Origin of the sequence: Dendronalium sp. ChiSLP03b, assembly GCF_034531165.2 — a bacterium.
GTDB classification, from domain to species: Bacteria; Cyanobacteriota; Cyanobacteriia; order Cyanobacteriales; family Nostocaceae; genus Dendronalium; species Dendronalium minutum.
This window is the reverse complement of the sequence record NZ_JAVRBR020000132.1, coordinates 15381-41753: the sequence shown is the minus strand read 5'-3', so window position 1 is coordinate 41753 and position 26373 is coordinate 15381. Positions and strand designations below refer to the sequence as shown.

General features: G+C 42.2%; 18 protein-coding genes. 11 read left to right on the top strand and 7 right to left on the bottom strand.

Annotated features, from left to right (window positions below):
* Positions 1-244: 244 nt before the first annotated feature.
* Together RMY31_RS30795 and RMY31_RS30790 are read right to left on the bottom strand one after the other, a co-directional pair.
* The gene (locus tag RMY31_RS30795; RefSeq protein WP_322658273.1) at positions 245-2476 is read right to left on the bottom strand and encodes an O-linked N-acetylglucosamine transferase, SPINDLY family protein; all 2232 of its coding nucleotides are present in this window, start codon (positions 2474-2476) and stop codon (positions 245-247) included.
* A gap of 112 nt (positions 2477-2588) precedes the next feature.
* Positions 2589-3149, bottom strand: a complete 561-nt coding sequence (locus RMY31_RS30790; RefSeq protein ID WP_322658304.1) for a type IV pilin-like G/H family protein — start codon at positions 3147-3149, stop codon at positions 2589-2591.
* A 292-nt stretch (positions 3150-3441) separates the two neighbouring features.
* Between RMY31_RS30790 and trxB the strand changes: the two genes are divergently transcribed.
* From trxB to RMY31_RS30770, 4 genes are all read left to right on the top strand, one after another.
* A complete protein-coding gene (trxB, locus tag RMY31_RS30785) occupies positions 3442-4836 on the top strand; it encodes a thioredoxin-disulfide reductase (RefSeq protein WP_322658305.1) in 1395 nt (464 codons plus the stop codon).
* A 121-nt stretch (positions 4837-4957) separates the two neighbouring features.
* Complete coding sequence (locus RMY31_RS30780) at positions 4958-5854, top strand: ABC transporter permease (protein ID WP_322658274.1); 897 nt, start codon at positions 4958-4960, stop codon at positions 5852-5854.
* 108 nt (positions 5855-5962) lie between these two features.
* A complete protein-coding gene (locus tag RMY31_RS30775) occupies positions 5963-6163 on the top strand; it encodes a hypothetical protein (protein ID WP_322658275.1) in 201 nt (66 codons plus the stop codon).
* Positions 6164-6391: 228 nt separating this feature from the next.
* Entirely contained in the window at positions 6392-7288 is an 897-nt protein-coding gene (locus tag RMY31_RS30770) for an ROK family protein (protein WP_322658276.1), read from the top strand.
* Between the two features lie 52 nt (positions 7289-7340).
* Here RMY31_RS30770 and RMY31_RS30765 read toward each other — a convergent pair whose 3' ends face one another.
* Both RMY31_RS30765 and RMY31_RS30760 read right to left on the bottom strand, forming a co-directional pair.
* The gene (locus RMY31_RS30765) at positions 7341-7763 is read right to left on the bottom strand and encodes a hypothetical protein (RefSeq protein WP_322658277.1); all 423 of its coding nucleotides are present in this window, start codon (positions 7761-7763) and stop codon (positions 7341-7343) included.
* A 128-nt stretch (positions 7764-7891) separates the two neighbouring features.
* Positions 7892-9529 carry a CTP synthase gene (locus RMY31_RS30760; protein ID WP_322658278.1) on the bottom strand — a complete coding sequence of 546 codons (1638 nt, stop codon included), beginning with the start codon at positions 9527-9529 and terminating at the stop codon, positions 7892-7894.
* Between the two features lie 170 nt (positions 9530-9699).
* Here RMY31_RS30760 and RMY31_RS30755 point away from each other — a divergent pair, with 170 nt between their 5' ends.
* Both RMY31_RS30755 and RMY31_RS30750 read left to right on the top strand, forming a co-directional pair.
* Positions 9700-11529, top strand: a complete 1830-nt coding sequence (locus RMY31_RS30755; protein WP_322658279.1) for an N-acetylmuramoyl-L-alanine amidase — start codon at positions 9700-9702, stop codon at positions 11527-11529.
* 93 nt (positions 11530-11622) lie between these two features.
* The gene (locus RMY31_RS30750) at positions 11623-14451 is read left to right on the top strand and encodes a GAF domain-containing protein (protein ID WP_322658280.1); all 2829 of its coding nucleotides are present in this window, start codon (positions 11623-11625) and stop codon (positions 14449-14451) included.
* Positions 14452-14545: 94 nt separating this feature from the next.
* Here RMY31_RS30750 and RMY31_RS30745 read toward each other — a convergent pair whose 3' ends face one another.
* Complete coding sequence (locus RMY31_RS30745) at positions 14546-16366, bottom strand: bifunctional serine/threonine-protein kinase/formylglycine-generating enzyme family protein (RefSeq protein WP_322658281.1); 1821 nt, start codon at positions 16364-16366, stop codon at positions 14546-14548.
* A gap of 462 nt (positions 16367-16828) precedes the next feature.
* On the opposite strand from RMY31_RS30745, the gene RMY31_RS30740 reads away from it, so the two are divergent.
* Positions 16829-18811 carry an amylo-alpha-1,6-glucosidase gene (locus RMY31_RS30740; protein ID WP_322658282.1) on the top strand — a complete coding sequence of 661 codons (1983 nt, stop codon included), beginning with the start codon at positions 16829-16831 and terminating at the stop codon, positions 18809-18811.
* A gap of 44 nt (positions 18812-18855) precedes the next feature.
* Here the strand turns inward: RMY31_RS30740 and RMY31_RS30735 are convergent, their stop codons facing one another.
* A complete protein-coding gene (locus tag RMY31_RS30735; protein WP_322658283.1) occupies positions 18856-19443 on the bottom strand; it encodes a Uma2 family endonuclease in 588 nt (195 codons plus the stop codon).
* 260 nt (positions 19444-19703) lie between these two features.
* Between RMY31_RS30735 and RMY31_RS30730 the strand changes: the two genes are divergently transcribed.
* On the top strand, positions 19704-22412 hold the full coding sequence (locus RMY31_RS30730; RefSeq protein ID WP_322658284.1) for an MGH1-like glycoside hydrolase domain-containing protein: 2709 nt from the start codon (positions 19704-19706) through the stop codon (positions 22410-22412).
* 345 nt (positions 22413-22757) lie between these two features.
* A complete protein-coding gene (locus tag RMY31_RS30725) occupies positions 22758-24176 on the top strand; it encodes a sensor histidine kinase (RefSeq protein WP_322658285.1) in 1419 nt (472 codons plus the stop codon).
* Between the two features lie 321 nt (positions 24177-24497).
* Here the strand turns inward: RMY31_RS30725 and RMY31_RS30720 are convergent, their stop codons facing one another.
* Positions 24498-25001, bottom strand: a complete 504-nt coding sequence (locus tag RMY31_RS30720; protein WP_322658286.1) for a hypothetical protein — start codon at positions 24999-25001, stop codon at positions 24498-24500.
* A gap of 316 nt (positions 25002-25317) precedes the next feature.
* Here RMY31_RS30720 and RMY31_RS30715 point away from each other — a divergent pair, with 316 nt between their 5' ends.
* Positions 25318-25599, top strand: a complete 282-nt coding sequence (locus RMY31_RS30715) for a Mo-dependent nitrogenase C-terminal domain-containing protein (protein ID WP_322658287.1) — start codon at positions 25318-25320, stop codon at positions 25597-25599.
* A 160-nt stretch (positions 25600-25759) separates the two neighbouring features.
* Positions 25760-26326 carry a HAMP domain-containing sensor histidine kinase gene (locus tag RMY31_RS30710; protein ID WP_322658288.1) on the top strand — a complete coding sequence of 189 codons (567 nt, stop codon included), beginning with the start codon at positions 25760-25762 and terminating at the stop codon, positions 26324-26326.
* Positions 26327-26373: the final 47 nt, after the last annotated feature.

Here is a 26373-nt window from a genome sequence, read left to right as displayed (position 1 = left end):
CTGCATATTCTGTAAATTTCCTCATAAAAGGAGACTGAAAACTTAGCACAATAATTATATTTATTTTTTTTATTACTATACTTGGTAAATTAGTTAGACACTTTAAGATGAAAAAATCTTCTGCAAGGAAAAGTATTAACTTTATCATTCAAACTAAAGTTGATACCTGATTTTAAGAATTTATGGTAACAGCTTCAGCCCATAGTAATAGATGATTTTGAGGGCTTTAGCCCTCACTATAAACCTATCCTTCAATATATTTCTGCCACATTTGCTCGTAAGCTTTTTCCATTTCACGGGTAAACTGCTTACCATTCCATAGAGGTGATGTTTTTCTTGATTGTTTCAATTTCCAAGCGATTTGCTGTCTTAAAGCTTCATCTTTACCCAAGCGCACGCCCCACTCTACATATTCTTCATCAGTCCAAGCAATACCTTCTGTAATACCAGCATTCATCATCATCGTATAGCTATTACGTGCAGCAAATTGCTCACCTACTTTTGTCACCATAGGAATACACATCCACAGAGTTTCTAAAGTAGTCGTGGCTCCATTGTAGGGATAAGTATCTAATACTATATCGGCAATACCTAAATTAGCTCGGTGAATTGATTCTGAAGGCACACCTGGAAGGAATCGCAGTTTTGAGATATCTACACCTTCTTCTTGTGCAAGCTTATAAAAGAATGTTTTCATAGATTCTTCATCAGAAGAAATTCCTTTAATCAAGAAATAGCTATTGGGAACTTCTTTAATGATTCTCAATTGTAGTTTTGTAATAACTGGATGTCGCTTAAAGCCTCGCTGACCACAAAAATATACTACTGCATCACTAGGAATATCCAAGTCTTTACGATGTACTGTAGGTACACCCACTTCAAAACCATCTACAGCTATATATGTTTGAGGTAAACGCCAAATTTTTTCTCTGTAGTGTTCCTGTGCTGATTCTGGTAAGACATAAGGGTCAGCAATAAAATAATCGACTGATGGACTGCCGGAAGCATCCCAACCCAACCAAGTAGCTTGTATTGGTGCAGGTTTGCATTGTACAACTTCACAGGTAGTATCTAAAGTAATACTATCTAAATCAATTAATATATCAATTTCATCTTGATATATTTGTTCTGCCATAGACCAAACATTTGTTGATTTATATGCTTTATCAACTTGGTCAATATACCACTGATGCAGAAAATCTAACATATTATCTGCACCCATAAGATAGCCGTTAATTTGAAATTTATCTCGGTCGTGATGTTGAAATATCCATCTGGCTAACCACCCGACAGAATGTGTTCTCAGACAATAAGATATGTATCCTATTTTTAATTTATTGTTAGATGTACTTTGTTGCTTTCTTTGTAAGTGCCCCTGAGAATATTTTTCTACTTGTTTCCGAGCATACACAGCAGTATTATCATTACACAACTTAAGTAGTTGATTTTGAATTTTTCTATTTTCCGGCAAATTATCTTCAATATAAGGTGCAAAATAATTAGCACCTAACAGTCTAACTATATTAATTTGAGCTAAATCTTGAGGATTTTCTTTGATAACTTTTGCTATTAAATCTTGCTGTTTACGATTGGCAACGCAAGATTCTTCCCAATAACCACCAGCGCTAATTAAACCACGTAATATCTGACGATTGGCAAATATTTTTTCTGCCAGAGAATCTACTAAAGAATAAAATAGTTTAGCAGTTTTTATGCCCAAATCAAAATTACCTTCATTTTGATAAAAAGCTGTTAAATGTCCTAATATTTCCGTATTTTGAGGGTCTAAGCGTAAATACAATTCAGCTAAATTTGTTGCTATATCTGAATGCCCATGAGAGTAGGCAATGTCTACAGCTGCGGGTATCAATATACTTCTGAGAATTTGTAGATTGTCTACAAAATAAGATAGACTAGCTTCCAAAAAATCTAGGGAAGAAGACTCTAAATATGCATAGTCCAAAATACTCCGCAAAACTAGCGTTAACAATTCTAAATTAACTTCTAGCTTTGGCTCTGATTGGAGTATTTCAATCAAACCATATTCTTGTAAATCCTTACTTTTATATGTTTTTGATTCTATTGCTAGTTGTACGAGATGCAATAAATTGTGAACATCTTTAGGAAAAAGTTCTTTAATACTTTGTCTAATCTTCCAAGCAACTGAATATTCTTCTAGCTTTTCTTGGCGTTCTGCTTCTGTTTTTAATATTTCTCTTAATTCTGCATTCTCAGCCCCGATTTGTTCTGGTTCTTCTTCCATTATTGCCATTAACCAAGTCGTCTGGGCTTCTATTTCTTGTCCCTGTAACAACAAGATTAAGCCTAAATACCAATAATTGGACTTGACATCGGGTTCTCTAGCAATTATTTGCTCGTAAATACTAGCAGCCTGAAGGTAATTACCTTGGAGTAGTAACTCATACCCTTTTTGTTGCAATTTAACTTGAGGATCAATCAAATCAGATTTATTCATATTATCTCACTCAATATATAAGACAAAAGTGAGTAGCCTTTACACTACTCACTCCTACAAAACATCAGCTAGAAATAGCTGTAATTTTCAGATAAATCAAATAGATTTTGTCTTATCTAGCTAAACTCTTGTAATCGTTAGCACAAGTAGTGGGACCAGCTGTATTGATATCAGCAGCGGGCGTATTAGCCACAGCTGCAAAGTTAGCTACATCTTTGGGATCTGGAGATTCACAAGCTATTGCTACTGTCAGTGCTTCAGAGGTAGCACCGGCACCTGTTTGAGTACCGACTGCTCCATAGTATGATTTCAACGCTTTTTTATATGCCGAGGCATAAATGATTCCTAGATCAGCGGTTGTAACAACAGAGTAGAAGAAATTTTCAGTTTGGCTCTTAACCCCTACTTGCAATGTTGACATATCTTTAGCAAAACCTTGGTATTCTAAGAAGAAGGCTTGCTGGGCGCGGTTGATTGTACCGACGTTGTTCTTGGCTTCAGCTTGTTTAGCTTTATTTACCTGACCGAGTAGTGAAGGCAACGCAATAGCTGCAAGTACACCGATAATAATTACTACAACTAGCAACTCAATTAAAGTAAAACCTTCTTCTTCTTTATTCTTACGGTTGCTGAGGTGGTTGAGGAATTTAGCTTGTAGTTCTGGCTTGAGCATGGGGTTTCTCCTGAAGTTTGGGGGTAGAAGGCGATCGCTGTTTCCTACAAAGAACTTACCCACTGGCGATTGCCGATCTATCACCTCTGGTAAAAAAAGTTTCTACTAAAATTTAATCTCAGTAATTTCCGCAAGAAACTTCCTAGATATTGAAGTGGCTTGTCGTATCCCTCCCTACAGGGAAGCAAGCTAAATGCAGCGTCGATCGCTCCAGAAGATATCGCTCTCGCGCCATTCCTCATCTTTCCAATTGGCGATCGCAATTTATTATGTTATATTAAGCGTAGTCGTTATGAGTTCATTTATAACTGTCATGACTAACCCGACTGTAGAAAACTTGGTGATTATCGGTTCTGGGCCAGCAGGGTACACAGCCGCTATTTATGCAGGACGAGCTAACCTGAAACCCGTTGTATTTGAAGGTTTCCAAGCCGGGGGGTTGCCTGGTGGGCAATTAATGACAACGACGGAAGTAGAGAACTTTCCTGGGTTTCCCCAAGGCATTACCGGGCCGGAACTGATGGATCAAATGAAGGCGCAAGCAGAGCGCTGGGGGGCTGAATTATATACTGAGGATGTGATATCAGTTGATTTAAGTCAGCGTCCTTTTACCGTGCGATCGCAAGAAAGGGAAGTTAAAACCAATAGCTTGGTTATTGCGACTGGTGCCACGGCAAAGCGTCTGGGTTTACCTAACGAACATGAGTTTTGGAGTCGGGGTATCTCGGCTTGTGCAATTTGCGATGGTGCGACACCAATTTTCCACGGTGCAGAACTGGCTGTCATTGGTGCTGGTGACTCAGCGGCGGAAGAGTCAATTTACCTTACCAAGTATGGTTCTAAGGTAAATATGTTAGTGCGCTCCGATAAAATGCGGGCTTCTAAAGCTATGCAAGACCGGGTTTTGAATAATCCGAAAATCCAGGTGCATTGGAACACAGAAGCCGTGGATATTTTCGGTGACGGTCATATGCAAGGGGTGAAAATCCGCAATACCAAAACTGGTGAAGAGAGCCAACTGGACGCTAAAGGATTATTCTACGCTGTTGGTCACACTCCCAACACTTCTCTATTTAAGGGGCAACTAGAACTAGATGAAGTGGGTTACGTTATCACCAAGCCTGGTTCTGTGGAAACAAGTGTAGAGGGCGTTTATGCCGCTGGTGACGTGCAGGACCATGAGTTTCGTCAGGCAATTACAGCTGCTGGTACTGGCTGTATGGCGGCGATGCTGGCAGAACGTTGGTTGTCGTCCAATGGTTTGATACAAGAATTCCATCAAAAGCCAGAGACACCAGTTAATGAATTAGAACATCAGCAAGCCGCAAGAAAAACTGAAGCCGAAGAAGAAGCCGGATTTAATTTGCAGGCGACACGCCATGAAGGGGGTTACGCATTGCGGAAGCTGTTCCACGAAAGCGATCGCCCACTCCTTGTTAAATATGTATCTCCTGGTTGCGGCCCTTGCCATACCTTAAAGCCCATATTAAATAGAGTAGTGGATGAATTCGACGGCAAAATTCACTTTGTGGAAATTGACATCGATAAAGACCGCGATATTGCCGAAAATGCTAATGTCACTGGAACGCCGACAATTCAATTGTTCAAAAATAAGGAACTGTTGAAGGAAGTCAAAGGCGTTAAGCAAAAGAGCGAGTACCGCCAGCTAATTGAAAGTAATCTCTAGGAGTGGGAAATCGGGATTGGGGAATTGGAAAGAATTTTTCCAATTCCTACTCCCCACTCGCCACTCCTTACTCCCATATGTACAATGGTCAGCGTATCTTGCTTGATGCAGGCGATCGCTCATGACCATTACCAAACTTCAGCTGCCAACATTTTTACGACTTCCCAAAAATTCCAACCTTTCTCAAAAATTAATGCTGATTGGGTTGGCAATTACTCTGTTTTTCATCTTCCTGGCTTTCTTTGCACCTGTATTTCAGGCTTGGGGATGGCTGCAAAACCCGAAGGAATTTCTTTCTAATCCAATTCAGAATCCGCCATCAGCCCAACACTGGTTCGGTACAAGTCGTTTGGGGCATGATGTATTTTCCCGCACGATATTCGGCGCTCAAGCGGCGCTGCAAGTTGTAATCTTAGCAACAGCGCTGAGTATGATTATTGGTGTGCCATTAGGCATGGTGAGTGGCTATCTCGGCGGGAGATTAGATAAGATGTTGCTGTTTTTGATGGATAGCATCTACACCCTACCAGGGCTACTGCTGTCGGTAACGCTAGCATTTGTAGTGGGGCGGGGAATCTTGAATGCTGCGATCGCCATTAGCATTGCTTACATCCCTCAATATTACCGCGTTGTCCGCAACCACACTGTGAGCGTGAAAACTGAAGTTTTCATCGAAGCGGCGCAAGCAATGGGCGCTTCCACCTGGATTGTGCTTTCTCGATATCTATTTTTCAACGTCATTCAAAGCGTACCCGTACTATTCACCCTTAACGCCGCCGATGCGATTTTAGTATTAGGCGGCTTGGGCTTTTTAGGCCTAGGGCTTCCCGAAGAAGTGCCAGAATGGGGACATGACTTAAAACAAGCTCTAGAAGCACTACCCACAGGCATTTGGTGGACTACGCTTTTCCCCGGTTTAGCAATGACATTCATGGTGGTAGGGTTATCACTACTTGGTGAGGGGCTAAATGAATTTGTCAATCCCCGATTACGGCGAGAAAATGGAATCCGGAAATAGTCAACAGTCAGCGATCGGTTTTTTCTTTTCTGCCGACCGCTGACAAAGGACACCAAAAAACTGTTTCGTCGTCTAAATATTTTTTGTAGTTGTTACTGAGAGATTTGTGTGAAAGATAACCTTTCTTTAATCGCCGCTGCTGCTGGCGGCTTCATGCTTTCCGTCGCCCTTTCTGGTATCTTACGAGGTACACCAGTGACAATTTGGCAAGGTCAAGTGGATGTAACTTCATACAGAGTCACTAATTTGCGACTTGCATCCGTGCGTTCGGGTGAACCAGAGAGTTACTTTCAGGAAAAACGGAAGTAAACTACTGTCATTATTCATGAATAGCACTTTTGTAACTTGAGCGATCGCCCTCCAACACCACCAAGGGGGTCGCCTTTCTCAAGTAGCTAAAGAGCCACAAATTCTGGTAACTTGTACTAATTCGTAATTGAGGATGAGTCAATGGTCAGTCGTCAGGTATGATTTTTCGTCCCCTGCCTCCCCATCTCAGCCATAGTATAAATACCTGAATGTTTCGGATGTGCAATTGTGGTTAAACCTGAAGTAATTGGCATTGATTTGGGGGGAACAGCGATTAAGCTGGGACGATTCAACGAAGATGGTACTTGCTTGCAATGTCTGACTGTACCAACCCCCCAACCTGCGACACCAGAAGCAGTTACAGCTGTCATGGTAGATGCGATCGCTCAAGTTGACCCAGATAATCAAACTATTGCTATTGCTGTTGGTACTCCTGGCCCTGCGGATGCCACAGGACGCATTGCTAAAATCGCCATTAATTTGACAGGATGGCATGATGTCCCTTTAGCAGACTGGTTAGAAGCTAAAACTGACAAACCTACCATTGTTGCTAACGACGCTAACTGTGCGGGTCTGGGAGAAGCTTGGTTGGGAGCTGGTCGCCGCTTTCAAAATTTTATCCTGCTGACTTTGGGGACTGGGGTTGGTGGTGCGATTATCCTGGATGGCAAACTGTTTACAGGATGTCAAGGAGCAGCTGGAGAATTGGGTTTAATCTCCTTCAACCCTCATGGGCCAATATGTAACAGTGGCAATCAAGGCTCTTTGGAACAGTATGCCTCGGTGATGGCTATTCGTCGCCGCACAGGGAGAGAACCAGCGGAATTGGGCGCTCTTGCTGAAGCAGGAGATATTAATGCTTTGACTTTTTGGCAAGAATATGGTATCTATTTGGGCGTTGGCTTGACCAGTTTGATTTATGTCCTGACACCAGAAGCGATCGTGATTGGTGGCGGTGTCAGTGCTAGTTTTGAATTTTTCTTCCCAGCCGTTAAGGCAGAAATTGAGAAGCGAGTTATGCCTACATCTCGTCTGGGTTTACAAATTTTGCCAGCAGAATTGGGCAACTCGGCGGGAATGGTGGGTGCAGCGAAGTTGGCATGGCAACACCTTTTAAGATATTAGATTATACGCTATTGGTGAAGCGAGCAGTTATAATACCAACTAGACGGGAATTTTAAGAAAAAGAATATCCTGTTGCTTTCTGAACGAATTGTAAAACTTTTTCATAAGAATCTGGATTACTCACAGGGTTGATAATGATTGGGATAGTGCCATCAGGCAACCAAAAAGTTATCCTGCCATTAGATTCCTGACAAAAGGAACTGATACAGGTAAGGTTAATTACATATTCATTTCTTTCATAAATGATTTTTACCCAGTGAGCATTTTCTATTTCTAAGCCAGTAACGCATTCTAGATAATTCAGAACTTTTTGATAGTCGTCCAGGTTATTTTGTGGGTTGATCACAATTGGAATAGCACTATCGGGCAACCAAAAGGTAACCCTGCCATTCTGTTCGTAACAAAAAGCATTAACACTGTCGAAATTAACTACATATTCTTTCCTCTCGTAAAGGATTTTCACCCAGTACGCCACAACATCTCCTTAAGTCCGAAGTTTATGAAAGATAGTCACCCTGTATGTCAAAATTTACTCAAGTTCTAAGTTAATGTTGTTGTGCGTCGATTCAAAAATCAAAAAATTTCTTTTGACTTTTGAATTTATCAAGATACCTCCACAGGAGTTTGTAAGCCAGTGGTTGGATGGGTACGGGCGATCGCGGCTTGCATAAACCCTTTAAATAAAGGATGAGGGTTATTCGGACGCGATTTAAACTCTGGATGAAATTGGCAAGATATAAAAAAGGGATGTTGGGGAAATTCCACAATTTCAACTAAGCGTCCGTCGGGGGAAGTACCACTGATCAGATAACCAGAATCTAACAATAACTGGCGGTAATTATTGTTGAACTCGTACCGATGACGATGCCGTTCGTTAACTACTTCTTCTTGATACAGCTTGAAAGCTAGACTGTTGGGAAGAATGTGACAAGGATATAGTCCTAAGCGCATTGTGCCGCCTAAATCAACTACGTCCTGTTGTTCTGGCAACAAGTTAATTACTGGATAGTTGGTGGTGGGGTCGAATTCAGCACTGTTACCACCTGTTAATCCGCCTACGTTCCTGGCCCATTCAATCACGGAACATTGCATACCCAAGCATAAACCTAGGAAAGGAATTTGGCGATCGCGGGCATATTTTATTGCGGCAATTTTGCCGTCTACTCCCCGAACACCGAAACCTCCTGGCACAAGCACACCATCTACACCAGCCAGATAAGTTTCACCTGGTTCAGTCTCCAAATCTTCTGAGTTTACCCAACGTAAGCGCAAATCGCCGTGAGTAGCAATGGCAGCATGACGCAGTGCTTCGACTACAGAAAGATAGGCATCTCCTAAGCTGACATATTTGCCGACAATGGCAATTTCTACAGTGTATTTGGGACTGTACAATCGATCCACCATGGTTTGCCACTGCACCAGATTTGGTTGCCGCTGTTCCATGTGCAACAACTCTAGCGCTTGCTGTGCTAGTCCTTGCCGTTCTAAAATCAACGGTACTTCATAAATACTGCTGGCATCTTGGCATGTAATTACACATGCTTCGGGAACATCGCAGAATTCTGACAATTTGCGTTTTAATCCCACAGGTATGGGGCGATCGCACCGACAAACTAAAATATCCGGTTGGATACCAATGGATCTGAGTTCCTTTACCGAATGCTGCGTCGGCTTAGTTTTCATTTCACCAGCAGAGGCAATCCACGGCACTAAGGTGACGTGCATATACAATACATTCTGCCGTCCTACTTCCTTACGCAACTGGCGGATAGCTTCCAAAAATGGCAGCGATTCAATATCTCCCACCGTACCACCTATTTCTGTAATTACTACAGATGGATTAGTATCTTTGGCAACCAATAAAATCCGTTCTTTTATTTCATTGGTGATGTGGGGAATCACCTGCACTGTGCCGCCATCATAGTCTCCACGACGCTCTCGATTGATTACCGCTTGGTAAATCGAGCCAGTGGTAACACTGTTCAGCCGGGACATAGAGGTATCGGTAAAACGTTCGTAGTGCCCCAAGTCCAAATCTGTCTCAGCACCATCTTCAGTAACAAACACCTCTCCATGCTGAAAGGGACTCATCGTACCTGGATCGACGTTAATGTAAGGGTCGAGTTTCAGAATCGACACCGAATAATTCCGCGATTTGAGTAAACGTCCCAGGCTTGCTGCTACAATGCCCTTGCCGATACTGGAAACTACACCTCCAGTGACAAAGATAAACTTAGTCATAGTAGTTTGAATTTTTTAGCAACTTCTCAAAGTACATCTGTGTGAAGTCTGAAGTTTGAAGTCTGAAGTTTGAAGTATAAAATTTATCCTTCATCCTTGACACTTTGGTCTTCATCCTTATCTTGGTCATTGTGCCACAGTCACTGTGGTAAATCTTCTGTGATTTTGCCGTGAAAAAACTTCTAGGATTAGTAGTATTAAGCTGTATTGCCACCTCCTCTGTAGCATTGGCAGAGTCATCTCTTGTAGTTGTTTTTCCCCAGACAAACTACCAGACGAGTGCGGAAAAAATCTTCTTTCTTGGCACAGCACCAACAGATGGTCAGGTTCTGATCAATGGTAAGCCAATTACTCGCAGTCAGGCCGGGCATTTTTCCCCAAGTTTACCTTTGCAGTTGGGAGAGAATCTCTTTACTGTGCGTCACCAAAATCAAGAAGTTCAGATTAAGGTGATTAGGGTTTCCACTCAGGCTGAGTTACCACAGGGGTTAGCCTTTGCTAAAGGTTCTCTCACGCCAGCATCTGATATTGCCAGACTACCTGGAGAACTAATTTGTTTTAGCGCGATCGCACCCCCCAATGCCAGTGTCTCTGTTAATCTGGCTAATCAAACTGTTCCACTTTCGCTCCAGCCTCAGCAGGCACAATTACCAAATAATTTGGCAGCCCTCACGGGACGAAATCAGCCTACTGCCCAGTCTACCGCAGGAAAGTATGAGGGTTGCACTACGGTTCCACAACCTGATACTAATGTCTTAACCTTAATTTACGGTAACAACATCTACTCTGGTGCTGTTGTCCCTAATTCAACTAAAGAAGTAGATTTGGGACAACCTCAGTTTCAACTGACGCTCAATGGCAAGACAATAACTCAACCAGGGACTGGCAAAATTCAAATCCTCTCACCCGCACAGTTGCCAGTTGCTGAGGTAGCAGTAGACTCAGGCGTTGCTCGCACTGGCCCCAGTACCGATTATTCTCGACTCACCCCACTGCCTAAAGGAACACGGGCAGCAGTTACAGGTAGGGAAGGTGAATGGTTACGCCTAGACTATGGAGCTTGGATAAATAGTAATGAGACTCGCCTCTTACCAGGTGCAGTTCCGCCACGCACAATTATTCGCAGTGTCGGATACCGTCAACTCTCCAATGCCACAGAGATAGTTTTCCCGCTGCAAGTTCCTGTACCTGTCAGCGTGCAGCAAGGTGAGCGTAATATCACCCTCACACTCTACAACACCACTGCCCAAACAGATATTATTCGTTTGGATGATGACCCACTAATTTCTCGCCTGGATTGGCAACAAATAGCTCCAGGACAGGCACAATACACCTTTAACCTCAAAAAAGCTCAACAGTGGGGATATAAGCTGAGATACGACGGTACAACCCTGGTTTTGGCTTTGCGTCATCCGCCTGCAATTGGGCAAAAAAGACCAAAGCCTTTATCTGGTATCAAAATTGTACTCGATCCAGGTCATGGCGGTAAAGAATCTGGTGCTGCGGGGCCGACTGGGTATTTAGAAAAAGATATTAACTTGACAGTATCAAAGTTACTGCGCGACGAGTTGGTGCAGCAAGGAGCAACGGTGGTGATGACTAGAGACACTGACAAGGATCTCTCTCTGCCAGAACGTCAAGCTATTATTAGTCAACAAGAACCAGCGATCGCGATTTCTATTCATCACAACTCTTTACCTGATGATGGCGATGCTGAAAAAACCAAGGGATTTGCAGCTTTTTGGTATCATCCCCAAGCCCACAATTTAGCAATGTTTTTGCATAACTATGTCGTTAAAAAGCTAGGCAGACCTTCCTATGGTGTGTTATGGGATAACTTGGCACTAACACGTCCGGCAGCTGCGCCATCAGTGTTGCTGGAATTGGGTTTTATGAGCAATCCCAATGAATTTGAGGAGGTGGTAAACCCAGCAAAACAAAAGAAGATGGCAAAAGCTTTAGCCCAAGGCATTACTCAGTGGTTTAGTAGTGTACGTTAGCATTTGACTAAGTTAGAATTCGGTAGGTGTATGACAAAGCTCAACAGTTCCTCTAGCAGTCCAAAGTCACTGAGGCCTAGGCAACAATGGAGCTTGAAGTCGAAAACAACTGCTTGGGCGATCGCCTTGACTATACTGCCAGTGCTGACAGTTGGCATAGCTAACTACCTTGGCAGTCAGTCCATAACTGAGCAAATTACCCAAGCAAAACTTACAAGTGCCGCAGCTGCCACAGAAGTTGACCTGGCGCTCAACAAATACCGCTCATCTCTGTTGCTAAACACTGGGGTAATGGCTGTAGCGGCAGGAGCGATCGCCGCTTTGATAGCAAATCGTGCTACTCGTCGAGTTCTTTCTGCTGCCAAGAAATCTAACGCTTTAGTTAATAGATTACAGCTAGAGGAAGTCAGGACTCAACTTCGCGTTGTTGGTCAAGACGAACTAGTCGCTTTAGAGACAAACATTAACCTACTACAACAACAGTTGCCAGAGTTGCTCTCGAAACAAGAAGTTGAGGCCGGGCAATCCCAGATATTAATCAATATTACTCGTCGCATTCGCCAAGCACTATCTGAAGAAGATGTTCTCAGAACAACTGTTGAAGAAGTGCGTGAAGCTTTTAGGCTAGACCGCGTGGCTATCTTTCGTATTGACTCCAATGGCAGTGGAACGTTTATAGAAGAAGCAGCAGCATCTGGTTTGCCTAAGACCTTGTGGGCGACCGTCTCCGATCCCTGTTTTGAGGGTGAGTACGTCGAACAATATCGCCAAGGACGCGTCCGAGCGATTGATGATATTTATCAAGCTAACCTCAAGGATTGTCACATAGGATTATTGGAGCGATTTGCCGTTAAAGCAAATTTAATCGCCCCCATTATTAAAGATAATCAGCTATTCAGTTTACTGATTGGGCATCAGTGTGCCACCTCCCGTGTTTGGCAACAGTTTGAGATTGATTTGTTCGCCGAAATTGCCACGCAAGTAGGATTTGCCCTGGAACATGCCCAGCTTTTAGAACAGATAGACACCAGAGCCGACCAAGCCCGATTAATCATAGATATTACTCGGAGAATTCGGCGATCGCTCAATGAAGAAGATGTACTCAAAACCACCGTCAACGAAATTCGCAAAGCAATTAGTACCGATCGAGTAATCGTTTATGGTTTTGACAGCAACTGGTATGGCACAGTCATTGCTGAAGCTGTACTTCCAGGCTTTCCCAAAGCATTGCAAGCTAACATCAAAGACCCTTGTTTTGCCGAAGGCTATGTCGAGCAATACCAAGCAGGTCGAGTGCAAGCCACCAATAATATTTATGAAGCCGGACTGAGTAGTTGTCACATCAGCCAATTGGAACCGTTTGCAGTCAAGGCGAACCTGGTAGCACCGATTCTCAAAGACGACCGCTTGTTTGGCTTGTTGATTGCCCATCAGTGTGCTGCACCGCGGGAGTGGCAGCAGTTTGAAATCGATTTATTTGCTCAATTAGCCATGCAGGTGGGATTTGCTCTCGACCATGCCAGACTGCTCCAGCGGATTGATACTGAGAGGACGCGAACCCAGTTACTTGCGGACATTACTCGCAAAATTCGGCGATCGCTCAGCGAAGAAGATGTCCTCAAAACCACCGTCAACGAAATTCGCAAAGCAATTGGTACTGACCGAGTCATCGTTTATGGTTTTGACAGCAACTGGTATGGCACAGTCATTGCTGAAGCTGTACTGCCAGGCTTTCCCAAAGCATTGCGAGCCAACATCAAAGACCCTTGTTTCGCTGAGGGCTATGTCGAACAGTATCAAGCCGGGCGAGTGCAAGCCACTAACAACATTTATGAAGCAGGATTGAGTGCTTGTCACATTAGCCAACTCGAACCTTTTGCAGTCAAGGCAAATTTGGTAGCACCGATTCTCAAAGATGACCGCTTGTTTGGCTTGCTAATTGCTCACCAGTGTGCTGTACCTAGGGAGTGGCAGCAGTTTGAAATCGATTTATTTGCTCAATTAGCTATGCAGGTGGGATTTGCTCTCGACCATGCTAGGCTCTTAAATCAGATGGAGCAGGCGTATGATTCTGTTGAATCAGCTTTAAACGAGCAGAATCAACAAAAACAAGTACTCCAGCATCAAGTATCAGAACTGGTGCAGGGTAGCGAAACTGTTGTGGAAAGTCTCTGTTCTGAGACATTGAGCCAGATAAAGTATGTGACATCTACCTATAATCAAATTCAAGCATTGACTAATTCAACTCGGGAAATGCTTCTGTGTGCCCAACAAGCTGAACCCCAAAAGCAGCAACTCAACCAAACAGTACAAGATGGGCAGCAGGGCATAAACCAGATTTTAGAAAGCATTTCTGCAATTCGAGTCACGATTGCGGAAGCTGCTGTTAGGGCTAAGTGCTTAGACCAGCCTTCTCAAAAGCTCTCCCAAGGAGTGAGCCAACTGAGTAAAGTTGTGTCACAAATCAAGTTGCATACGATGAAGCTTGCACTGGTCACAACCCGTACTAGCGAAGCACATCGAGAGTTTACTGCAACCACCGAGCAAATCCTGTCTCTGGCACAGCAATTGGAAGTCAATATTGCAGAATTCCCATCCTTGGTTGCAGATATTGACACAGCAAATAACGAGGTGGTGGCGTTAATAGAGACTGGAAAGGAAGAGGCGATCGCTCTTACTCAAAGAGCAGACGGAACTCAGCAAATACTCAATCAAATTAACGCTATCAGTGACCAGGTAAACGCACTGGTTGAAGAACTTACCCAAGCGGCTGAAAATCAATTAGAAACTTCAACTGCTGCCAGCCAAGCTATTTTAGAAGTTGCGAGTATCGCCGATCAGACATCAGAACAAGCTGCAACAGTAGCTCAATCCCTAGCTGAGTTGGCAGCAATTGCCCAAGATGTGCAGGAAGAGGAGTAGGAGGCAGGGGGGCAGAGGGGCAGGGGAGCAGAGGGGCAGAGGGGTAGGGAAGCAGGGGAGTGGAAGAAATCACTAACTCTAACAACTGACAATTTTACAAAGAAACTGCAACCCGAAAACCCAGGAGATTGCCCCGACCATCTCGAGGATTCCAACTGCGGTATGCAGATCGACATAACTTCGCAGAACTTTTCCAAGAACCACCTCGAACCAGACGAGAGCGATCGTCATCGCTATCCAACCACACAGTACCATCCAAAGGTGCGCCTTCATAATTTTCGTGCCAGCGATCCGCGCACCATTCCCACACATTGCCGTGCATATCGTACAACCCAAAGGCACTTGCCGGGAAAGAGCCTACTGGGCTTGTTTGCCCATAATTCGACCCGTGGGAGCCAGCACCATAGCTTGAGTTGTTACTGTGGCTATAGTTTGCCAAGCTAGGAGTGAGAGTTTCACCAAAATGAAATGAGTTAGTAGTTCCGGCACGACAGGCATATTCCCACTCGGCTTCGCTAGGCAATCGATAGTTTCGCATTGTTTTCTGACACAGCCTCGCACAAAACTCTACGGCATCATCCCAAGTAATTTGCTCTACTGGACGGTTTGCCCCTCTAAAATTAGCGGGTTCAGGTTCGAGATCGCGGTTGATTGAGGGAAGCATTGCGACTGCTTGCCATTGTGCCTGAGTAACTGGGAACTTACTCATAAAGAAGGATGGGACTGTCACAGGATGCTGTGGGCTTTCAGAATCAAATCGTTCTCGTTCATTGTCGGGAGAACCCATAAGAAATTGCCCACCAGGAATAGAAACCATTTCTAAGGCGATGCTATTGCCCAGTTCTTCGATAAAGCATAGCCCCGATCCACGACTATGGGTGATGTCACAAGTGAGTGTGGAGGCAAACGAGCTTTTCCCTGAAACAGTGGCGATCGCAAACTCAAATTTTTTTAGAGGTAGGATTGCAGTCTCTAACTCACTGCGATCAAACTCAACATCGAGACCGGATTGTGAACTGACCATTGAGTTGAAGTTGAACGATCGCGGTGATAAAGATGATTGCAACCAAGGCGATGGCGGTAATACTTTAATTGCAGTCAGTGCTTGCAATGCTTCCACTGCTGATGGATAGCGCAAATTGCAGTCGTTACATACCATTGTGTCTAGAACATCGGCCAGGCGATCGCTTACGTGCTGTACGCGATCGCGCCAGAAGAGTTGCCCAGTACTAGAATCTTCTGGCAAAAGATAGGGAGAAATTCCTGTTAAGGCTTCAATGCCGATCATTCCTAGAGCATAGATATCACTGCATAGGCGAGGCTTACCCCTGGCTTGCTCAAAAGGCATGTAGCCTAAAGTACCAATGAATACGGTGGTACGAATTATCCTCTCAAAATCCATTGAGAGAGTGCTAAGCTCTTTCACAGAGCCAAAGTCTATCAGAAAGAGCTTGCCATCCTGTTTGCACCGCATCAAATTTTCGGGTTTGATATCTCGGTGAATAACATTGTTTTGATGAACAAAGACCAGCACTTCTAAAATGTCTTGCAATAGCTTGATGACATTGCTTTCTGTAAGTGGCTTTCCGCGCCCTAGTTCTGTTCTGAGGGTGTGTCCCTCCACGTAATCTTGAATAATGTACAGTTGATTGTGTATAGTAAAGTGAGCCAAAAGCCGGGGAATTTGAGGGTGTTCGCCCAACTTCTCCAGTATCACTGCTTCCTGCTCAAAGAGTTCTAGTACTTTTGGATGGTTATGCTTTGGCTTGAGTTGCTTCACTACACATAAAGGTTTGCTAGGACGTTTCTCATCTCTAGCCAAGTAGGTTTCACCAAAGCTGCCTTCACCTAGCTTTTTTAGGATTTTGTAGCGTCCATCCAGTGTTTTTTTATAAAATCCATACTCAAGTGACATCAATGTAGTAACCTCCTGTTAATGAAAATTATACTTAATAATTAAGATTTTTGAATAATTATTACAGTAATTTGATTATCTACAGGACTTACACATTGACAAAATAGACAAATAATGCAGTAAGAGGAATAAGGAAAAACAGGCGATGGCTGCGCCAACGTCTTGTCTGCGAGACGCTACGCGTAGCTTGCTTCCCCGTAGGGGTACGACGAACGCTAATCGCTCTGGAACTGGAAAAACGGATAATTTATGTCATCTCGTATTTAGGTTCAGCCAATCAGAGCAACTACCAAACCATCAACATATACTTTGTTCTTACTGGCAGACTTAATTAACAGTTAAAATTTGAAGTTGTAATTGTCTAACAATTGCTCTCTCATCAACTCTTAATAACACTCTCAGCAGACTATAGAATTCATAACTGATAATCCAAATACCGATCGCCAGAAAGAGTGTTGACTTATGTGTATTGAATTTGGGCGGGAAATCTGCGGCAATCTCGACACCGCAGAGTCACGGGAATGGTTGGTTACTAATAGCATTGGTGGTTACGCCTCTGGAACGGTGGCAGGTTTGTTGACCCGCCGCTATCACGGCTTACTAGTAGCGGCTTTACAACCGCCTCTAGGTCGCACCTTACTGCTGGCAAAACTAGATGAAACTGTCCTGTATGATACTCGCTCTTATTCTGTCAATACGAACCGTTGGGCAGATGGTATCGTCAGTCCCCAAGGCTATCGACACATCGAAAGTTTTTCTCTAGAAGGGACAATTCCCGTGTGGCGTTTTGCTGTTGCTGATGCTTTGTTAGAAAAACGAGTATGGATGCAGCAGGGAGCCAATACAACCTATGTTCAATACATTCTGTGTCGTGCTACCCAACCGCTGAAGCTGACACTTAAAGCAATGGTCAACTACCGCGATTACCACGGCGACACCCAAAGCAACGGCTGGCAAATGAGCGTTGAGCCAGTTACACAAGGGATTTGCGTGACTGCTTATCCTGATGCTGTACCAATATATCTGCTGAGCGACCAGGGTAGTGCGTCGCCTATTCACAACTGGTACTATGGCTTTGACCTAGCAGTTGAACGTTATCGGGGATTGAGCGACAAAGAAGACCACCTCCACGCCGCTACTTTTGAAGTTACACTCAATCCTGGGGAAGCGCTGACGTTTGTTGCTAGCACTGAGAAGCAACCAGACTTCAATGCTGAAGCAGCCCTCAAACACCGCCAGACTCTAGAGCAGAAATTAATCGGACTCTGGAAATCTAACCGACCTGTTAATGCTGCCGATTCTCCTGCTTGGGTCAATCGTTTAGTGTTAGCTGCTGACCAGTTTATCGTTGACCGCTCCGTGCCAAAAGACCCTTATGGCAAAACTATTATCGCTGGTTATCACTGGTTTAGTGACTGGGGACGCGATACTATGATTAGCCTGCCAGGCTTGACCCTTGCTACTGGTCGCCCAGAAGTTGCACGCTCGATTCTTCGCACTTTTGCTAGGCATGTAGATCGGGGAATGTTGCCCAATCGTTTTCCAGATGCAGGTGAAACACCAGAATACAACACAGTCGATGCAACTCTCTGGTATTTTGAAGCCATTCGTGCTTACTACAACGCCACCGAGGATAATGATTTGCTGATGGAACTATTCCCCGTGCTGGCAGACATCGTCAACTGGCACTGTCGCGGCACACGCTACAACATCCACCTCGATTCTACTGATGGTTTACTTTATGCAGGGGAAATGGGCGTACAACTTACTTGGATGGATGCCAAGGTTGGAGATTGGGTAGTAACGCCTCGCATTGGCAAACCTGTGGAAGTCAATGCTCTATGGTATAATGCTCTACGGACAATGGCAAAGTTTGCCCGTCTTCTTGGCAAGCCCCACCAAGAGTATGAGGCGATCGCCGACTGCGCCCAAGTTAGGTTTTCTCGCTTTTGGAATCAGAAGACAGGCTACTGCTACGATGTGCTAGATAGTCCCGATGGGGACGATGCATCGTTGCGCCCTAACCAAATTTTCGCCGTGTCCTTACCCGAAAGTCCGCTCACTCCAGCCCAACAAAGAGGAGTGGTAGGTGTTTGTGGGCAGATGCTACTAACTTCCCATGGATTGCGATCGCTTGCTCCCAACCATTCTCAATATCAGGGAAAATATGGTGGCGATCGGTATCATCGTGATGGGGCTTATCACCAGGGAACAGTCTGGGGTTGGTTGTTGGGGCCGTTTGTTCTAGCACACCTGCGCGTCTACAAAAATCCCCAGCAGGCGCGTCAATTTCTCCAGCCAATGGCTAATCATCTCACCGCACATGGTCTTGGCAGTCTCAGCGAGATTTTTGATGGTGATGCCCCGATAACTCCACGAGGATGTATTGCCCAAGCGTGGACAGTGGCAGAGGTTTTACGCGCTTGGTTGGCGACAGAGAGTTGATGCAGGAAATAACTCAGGACTTAAGTATTGAGTTAGCCTAGTTCTCACCTTTCTGTATCTGCCAAATTAAAGTCAACATTTTCATAGATATCTTCGACTGTGATTTCCACATTTATTGAAGCAAAAACTATGTTTTTAGTGTCAGCTTCGTAGGCACGAAATAGCCATGAATTTCCTTCTGTCTTCGTATACTGCTCAATCCCAATTTCATACTGATTAATTAATACATATTCCTGAAACTCTGGAAGAGAGCGATAGTAACGAAATTTATCGGTACGGTCGTAATCTTTTGTAGATTTTGATAAAACCTCAACAATTAAACAGGGATTCAAAATTGTATCTCTACGTTGCTCTTGAAAAACTGGCTGACCTTTAATCAAAAATATATCTGGATATGTATACTGTCGATACCGGGGAATTAACAACCGCAAATCACCGATATATGGTTTGAAATCTGTTTTACGAAGTATGAATTTCAAATAAGCGTAGACATTGCCTGCAATTTGATTATGATTGATTGAGCCACCCGTCATAGGCACGATTTCTCCATCTCGGTACTCGCTGCGAAACTCTGCAACTTCCTCTTGTGCCAAATATTCTTCTGGAGTGTAGAAGCGTTGTTTGGTATGCATTTCTCACTCTCTTGCTTAGCAGTCTAGTATTTCCATCTCCAAACTAGCATAAGGATATAGCTAAAGTGAAATTCCTTTGGAAACAGATTAAATAGCTAACAAAAAGTTATATGATTTTTTTATGAGTTTATCCTACATTTTTATTTATTAATTTTACCATCAATTCTTAATCGAAATTTCAGCGTCATCTTGGTTAAAAAAGCGATACTCCACATAGCAAATAAACTCAAGCAAAGTGCAAACATGCACAGGGTAAGATTATGAAAACTCCAACCCAAGAAGAAATTAGGTTACAAGAAGCATTAAATCACGTAGCCCATTGGCGCAGATGGGGGCCTTATTTGAGCGATCGCCAGTGGGGAACTGTGCGCGAAGACTACAGTCCTAATGGTACTGCGTGGGACTATTTTACCCACGATCAAGCTCGTTCTCGCGCCTATCGTTGGGGTGAAGATGGGATTTTTGGTATTTCTGATAATCATCAACGACTTTGTTTTGCGATCGCCCTTTGGAATGGCGAAGATTCTATCATTAAAGAAAGAATCTTTGGGTTGACTGGTAGTGAAGGTAATCACGGCGAAGATGTCAAAGAATATTATTTTTATTTAGACAGTACCCCCACTCATTCATATATGAAAGCGCTGTACAAATATCCTCATACAGCCTTTCCTTACTCCCAGTTAGTTGCAGAAAATCAACGCCGAAATCGTCGAGAACCAGAATTTGAACTGTTAGATACAGGTGTATTTGATGACAATCGCTACTTTGATATATTTGTGGAATATGCTAAGGATTCTGCGGAAGATATTCTCATTCAAATCAAAGTAACAAATCGAGGAACAGAAGCTAAGACACTGCACCTGTTACCTACTATTTGGTTTCGTAATACTTGGTCTTGGAATGGGGATACAAATAAACCTACTTTAAAAGAGATTAAATCATATAATGGCTGCAATATTATTGAGGCATGTCACCCAACTTTAGGAAAGAGGTGGCTATATTGTCAGGAAGCAACCGAAATTCTCTTTACAGAAAACGAGACAAATTATCAACGATTGTTTGATTATCCTAATACATCTGCCTATGTCAAAGATGGCATTAATGACTATATTGTACATAATCAAAAAACAGCAGTAAATCCCGATAAATTTGGTACAAAAGCATCTGCTAATTATATATTAACAGTTGGTGCCAGTGAAACTAAAATTATTAAATTACGGCTCAGTGATGTATCTGATTTTGTTGAACCGTTGGGTAAAGATTTTGATGCAATTTTTTTGAAAAGGCAAAAAGAAGCAGATGAATTTTATCAGCGCATTACACCATATCCTCTCAGTGAAGATATGCGGAATGTGCAGCGACAAGCATTTGCAGGAATGCTTTGGAGTAAGCAATTTTATCACTATATTTTAGAGGATTGGCTGAAAGGCGATCGCAACACACCGCCACCCCCATCAGAACGCCAAAATGGCAGAAATCAAGAGTGGTTTCATCTCTACAATGAAGATATTCTTTCCATGCCTGACAAGTGGGAATATCCCTGGTTTGCGGCTTGGGATTTGGCATTCCACACCATTCCCTTAGCAATGATCGATCCAGATTTTGCTAAGTACCAATTGGATGTTTTAACACGGGAATGGTATATGCATCCTAATGGGCAAATTCCTGCTTATGAATGGCAATTTAGTGATGTTAATCCGCCAGTTCATGCCTGGGCGACTTGGCGTATTTATAAGATTGAGCAAAAAATTTACGGGCGAACAGACCGACAGTTTTTAGAACGAGTGTTTCAAAAACTAATGCTCAATTTTACTTGGTGGGTAAATCGCAAAGATGCTCGTGGTAATAATGTCTTTCAAGGAGGATTTCTAGGGTTAGATAACATAGGTGTATTTGACCGCAGTGCAGCTTTACCAACAGGTGGACATATCGACCAATCTGATGGTACTAGTTGGATGGGTATGTATTGTTTAAATATGTTGGCGATCGCTTTAGAATTAGCAAAGACTAATCCTGTTTACGAAGACATTGCTACTAAGTTTTTTGAGCATTTTCTTTACATTGCTGACGCTATGAACAAAATTGGCGAAATGGAAGCCAGTTTGTGGAATGAATCAGATGGTTTTTATTACGATGTGTTACATCTATCGGAACGACAGATTACTTTGAAAGTTCGGTCAATGGTGGGATTAATTCCTCTATTTGCTATTGAAACAATTGAACCAGAAACCTTAAAAATGCTTCCTGGTTTTAAAAAGCGATTGGAATGGTTTATCCAAAACCGTCCTGATTTGCGACAAAATGTAGCTTGCATGGAAACAAGAGGGATGGGTGCTAGAAGATTACTAGCAATTGTTTCACGGGACAAATTAAGAAGTATTTTGCAAAAAATGCTGGATGAAAGCGAGTTTTTTAGCCCCTACGGTATTCGCGCACTTTCTCGATTTCATGCCGAACAACCTTATACTTTTGATGTTAACGGTTGCCAATTTCGTGTAGATTATGAACCAGCTGAATCTAGTAGCGATCTATTTGGTGGTAATTCTAACTGGCGCGGCCCTATTTGGTTCCCGGTGAATTTCTTACTAATTGAATCTTTGCAAAAGTTTCATTATTACCTAGGAGATGATTTTAAAGTGGAATGTCCCACAGGTTCTGGTCAAATGATGACACTTTGGGAAGTTGCATCAGAACTATCTCAAAGGCTAACTAAAATTTTCTTGCAAAATTCCTCTGGTCAACGTCCTGTTTATGGTGGAAAACAGAAGTTTCAAAATGACCCGTACTGGCGAGATTTAATTTTATTCCATGAGTATTTTCATGGCGATAATGGAGCTGGAATTGGAGCCAGTCATCAAACTGGGTGGACAGGTTTAGTTGCTAAACTTATTCAGCAATTTTGTGAGTATGAAACACAACATCAGGAACTAGAAATTGAGCAAGATAAACAAGCTATCTTAATAGTATAAATACACGCTAAACTTATGTATTTAAGCCAGCAGAGACATTCGAGTTTATCTCTACTGGCTTTAACAGTAGCAGAAGTTTTAATAAAATTCTCAGCTTAAATTAATTTAATTACTAGTGAATGCATTTAAATTATTATTAGAGAGGCTTTGCAGACTCAAGAGGGCGATGAAATAAAAATTTTTAGTAATCTTTTTGGAATAACCGCTCTTTTCACTGTAGGTATGCAACAGAGGTAATTTTAAATCAGTTATAACTAAAGATATAGATGTTGCCAATCAAATTAAATTTAGCAGTCTGATTTTATTAGTAAAGCCTTTTTTTGCACCCAAAACACAACCCGAACAGTGAAGCAAATCAAAAGAGTTTGGAGAAATATAGATCCATTTTCATTACAGTTACGCCTAACAATTGGCATAGCTACATTTTCAGCTTTGGTATTAGGTAGCCTCGCTACATGGACTAGTTGGAAAATGCAGCAAATCTTAATTGATAGTCATAAGTATAACATAGAACAAATCGCCAAGCGTTTGCCGCGAGATGTACAAATTTATAGTGAAATGATGCAGCCTGAAACTGGTTTGCAAAAGGCCATTGATAACTTAGCAAATACCAATATATTATTATGGGTAAAAAGTCCTAATAATCAAATATTAGCAAAATCTACAACTTTAGATTCGTTATCTGATTCTATGCTAGCTGAGTTAATATCCTTGACTCAGATGCCGATTAGATCGCAAGTTTACAAAGTTAACCAAAGCTACTTTGTTTTATGTGGTGCTTCTATAGAAGTACAGGGTAAGTTACTGGGCGAATTATTTGTTGTGAAAGATATTACCCGCGAACAGACAATGTTTGTGGTAATGGTGCAGAGTTTAGGTGTTACTAGTATTTTGGCAATTATTGTCTTAACAGCTGCGATCGCATTTTATATTAAGCGTTCTCTGCAACCTCTGCGCCAGCTAAGTCAAATGACTGCTGTCATTTCCGCAGAAGATTTAGGAAAAGCACAATTATATCTTGATAATGCACCCAGCGAAGTTAAAGAATTAGCTCAAACCTTAACTATGCTGTTGTCGCGCCTCTCTCAATCGTGGGAGCAAGAACGAGAATTTGTGAGTAATGTTTCTCACGAGTTACGCACACCTTTGACAATTGTACATGGTTACTTACAAAGCGTTTTGCGACGGCAGAATAACTTAACTCAAACCCAACAAGAAGCTTTAGAAACTGCTGCATCAGAAGCCGAACGTACCATCCGCCTGCTACAAGATTTACTTGATTTAGCAAGAGCAGATAGTGGTTATTTGCACTTTCAGATGAAATCTTACGTGCTGAATGACTTAATTGAAGAAATTGTAGTTATGGCAGAAAAATATAGCGATCGCGTCATTACCATTGAGTCAACAAGTTATCCAATTGAAGTGAAAGTAGACTACAGTCGTATCAAACAAGTATTACTGAATTTGATTGATAATGCTGTTAAATATTCTGAAGCTGATACACCTGTGATTTTCAAGTTAAATCAACTTAAGGAAACAGCAATTATTCAAGTTTGCGACAAGGGTTATGGCATTCCTTTGCAACACCAAGCACGTATTTTTGAGAGATTTTACCGCGTAGATGAATCCCGCAGTCATATGACTGGGGGTTGCGGTTTGGGTTTATCGATTGTCAAGACACTTGTAGAAGGTATGGGGGGTAGTGTGAGCGTGCAATCAAAGTTAGGGGAAGGGAGTATATTTACAATAAGTTTACCTGTATAGCTAGTGAAGGCAGGAAACAGGAAGCAGAAGTAAAGAAAGTTTATAAAGTCGGCTTGTCTGTCAACCTTTTTCAAATTGATATTTAATGTATGCCATATTGCACTAATCAATAAGCTTTAAAGGAATTTTTATTTTATAATGATTTTTATCTTTATATTTAAATAGAAATACTAACATTTAAATGCCAACTCTGTTAACAAAGTCGGCACTTTTGAATATACAGTATTTTGCAAGTTAATGAGGTAAACCTTTTAAACTCAAGGGCGAGATTTAAAGGAAATTTTACTTCTGAGTTTTGACTCCTAATTTATGCTGTATATTCTAACCTTTATCGGGAAGATCAATTCTCGCTGTTCCAATAGGGATGTCTCCTGCCAATCCAACCCTTTTAGCGGTTACTCCATAAAGTAGGATTTTATGAACTGGAATTCTTGTTTGCACACCTGTAAATTGTACTTCCACAGAACTTCCAGGATTTACGGGTTGGTCAAAGGTGATTGACAAACGTTCTTTACTAATCTCTGTTTTAGCTGCAATTTCTCTACCCGAGCGATCTTGAATCCGAACTCCATTAAAGCGTTCCATCTGACTTGGTAACGAAATCATTAGGTCTTGCAGAGACATACCAACTACTGCCACTCTAATAAAATGAGTATCATTTCGTACACCAGAGTGAGTAATATGGGGAACGTCTACGTTAAATGCTACTTGAGATTGTCTATGTCTATCTGCATTTGACTGTTCATACTTTACAGGTGTAGCGATCGCCGCAGTAGATGTAGTAAGTATTAAAGCAGATAAACTACCACAAATTAAACCTTTCATGATGATATCCTCGCTTTTGGATGAATCAAACTTGTAACTAATAGATTGCTTCATTACTATGAGTTCAAGCTGATGCATAAATTAAAGTATTCTGAGATTTCAAGCTTAATATTCTTATAAAAATATTTTTTTAAAAATGGCTTGATAACACTTATGCAGAAAGGTTTTCAGCTTTTTAAGCAAAAGCTATAGTTATATTCAGGGAAAACTCATTTTTTTCACACTCGTCTACATTAAAGTGGAATTATACCTAAAAAATCTATTATTTATCTCTTCAAAACAAGTATAAATAATCAAACAGGAGAAAAATTTAACCATGAAAAGCTCAAGTCATATGGAATCTAATAATGGTCTACTAAATCCTCTGCGTCATTGGTTGGAAAGTATAGAAATTCAAAACCAAGAAGTAGCCCATTTATTGTGCAAAATCATTCCAGCTTATTGTCCTTTCGAGAGAAATATTACACTTTTTGGCAAAAAACTCTTTCATATTCCACCTCTGTGTAAACTCAATCCTCTCTATGAACAAGTCGTCAGTCTTCGCTTCAAATCTTTATCTTATTTGGCAGATGTATGTGGTGAGTCAGCGCTGAGGTGAGACAGCAGTAACAGTTTATTAACAATTTAGCTCATGAGTTACAGACACCTCTCATACCAATTCGTAATTCGTAATTCGTAATTCGTAATTAAGAAAGTCCCATTTAGTCTAGGTTTCTGGGTTTGGATCTGTATCATTATTTTTGGGAAATGGTATCAGCATGGTTTATCCTCCATATCTGCAAAGAAGCTGGCAACGTAGTCATAACTTAACAAATGCCCAACAAGAAGCTTTAGAGATGGCTGTCTCAGAAGCAGAACGTATGACTCATATTTTGCAAAACTTATTGGATCTGACACGGGCAAGTCACAGTATGATGCCCTTACAATCTGAATCACTGATATTGAATGATGTGGTTGCAGACATAGCGGAGATGACAAAGAAATTTGAGCATCGAGTAATCCATTTAGAAGTTGCACCCTTTCCTGTGAGAGTGAAGGTAGATCGAAATCAACTCATGCAGGCGTTAAGCCATTTGATTGGTAATGCAGTGAAATACTCGAATGCAGATGAGCTAGTTAGCTTGCAACTCACTCAGGCTGATAGTTGGGCAGTCATTCAAGTCAGCGACAAGGGTGATGGTATTCCCCTTTGCGATCAGTCCCGCATTTTTGAACCTTTGTATCGAGTCGATCCCTTCGGCGCTCGTTCGACTGGGGAAGCAGGCTTAGGTTTATCCATTGTCAAACACTTAGTCGAAAGCATGGGTGGCAAAGTCATAATTTAATTAGAGCTTGGTTACAGCAGTACTTTCATTCAGAAATTACCTAGTTG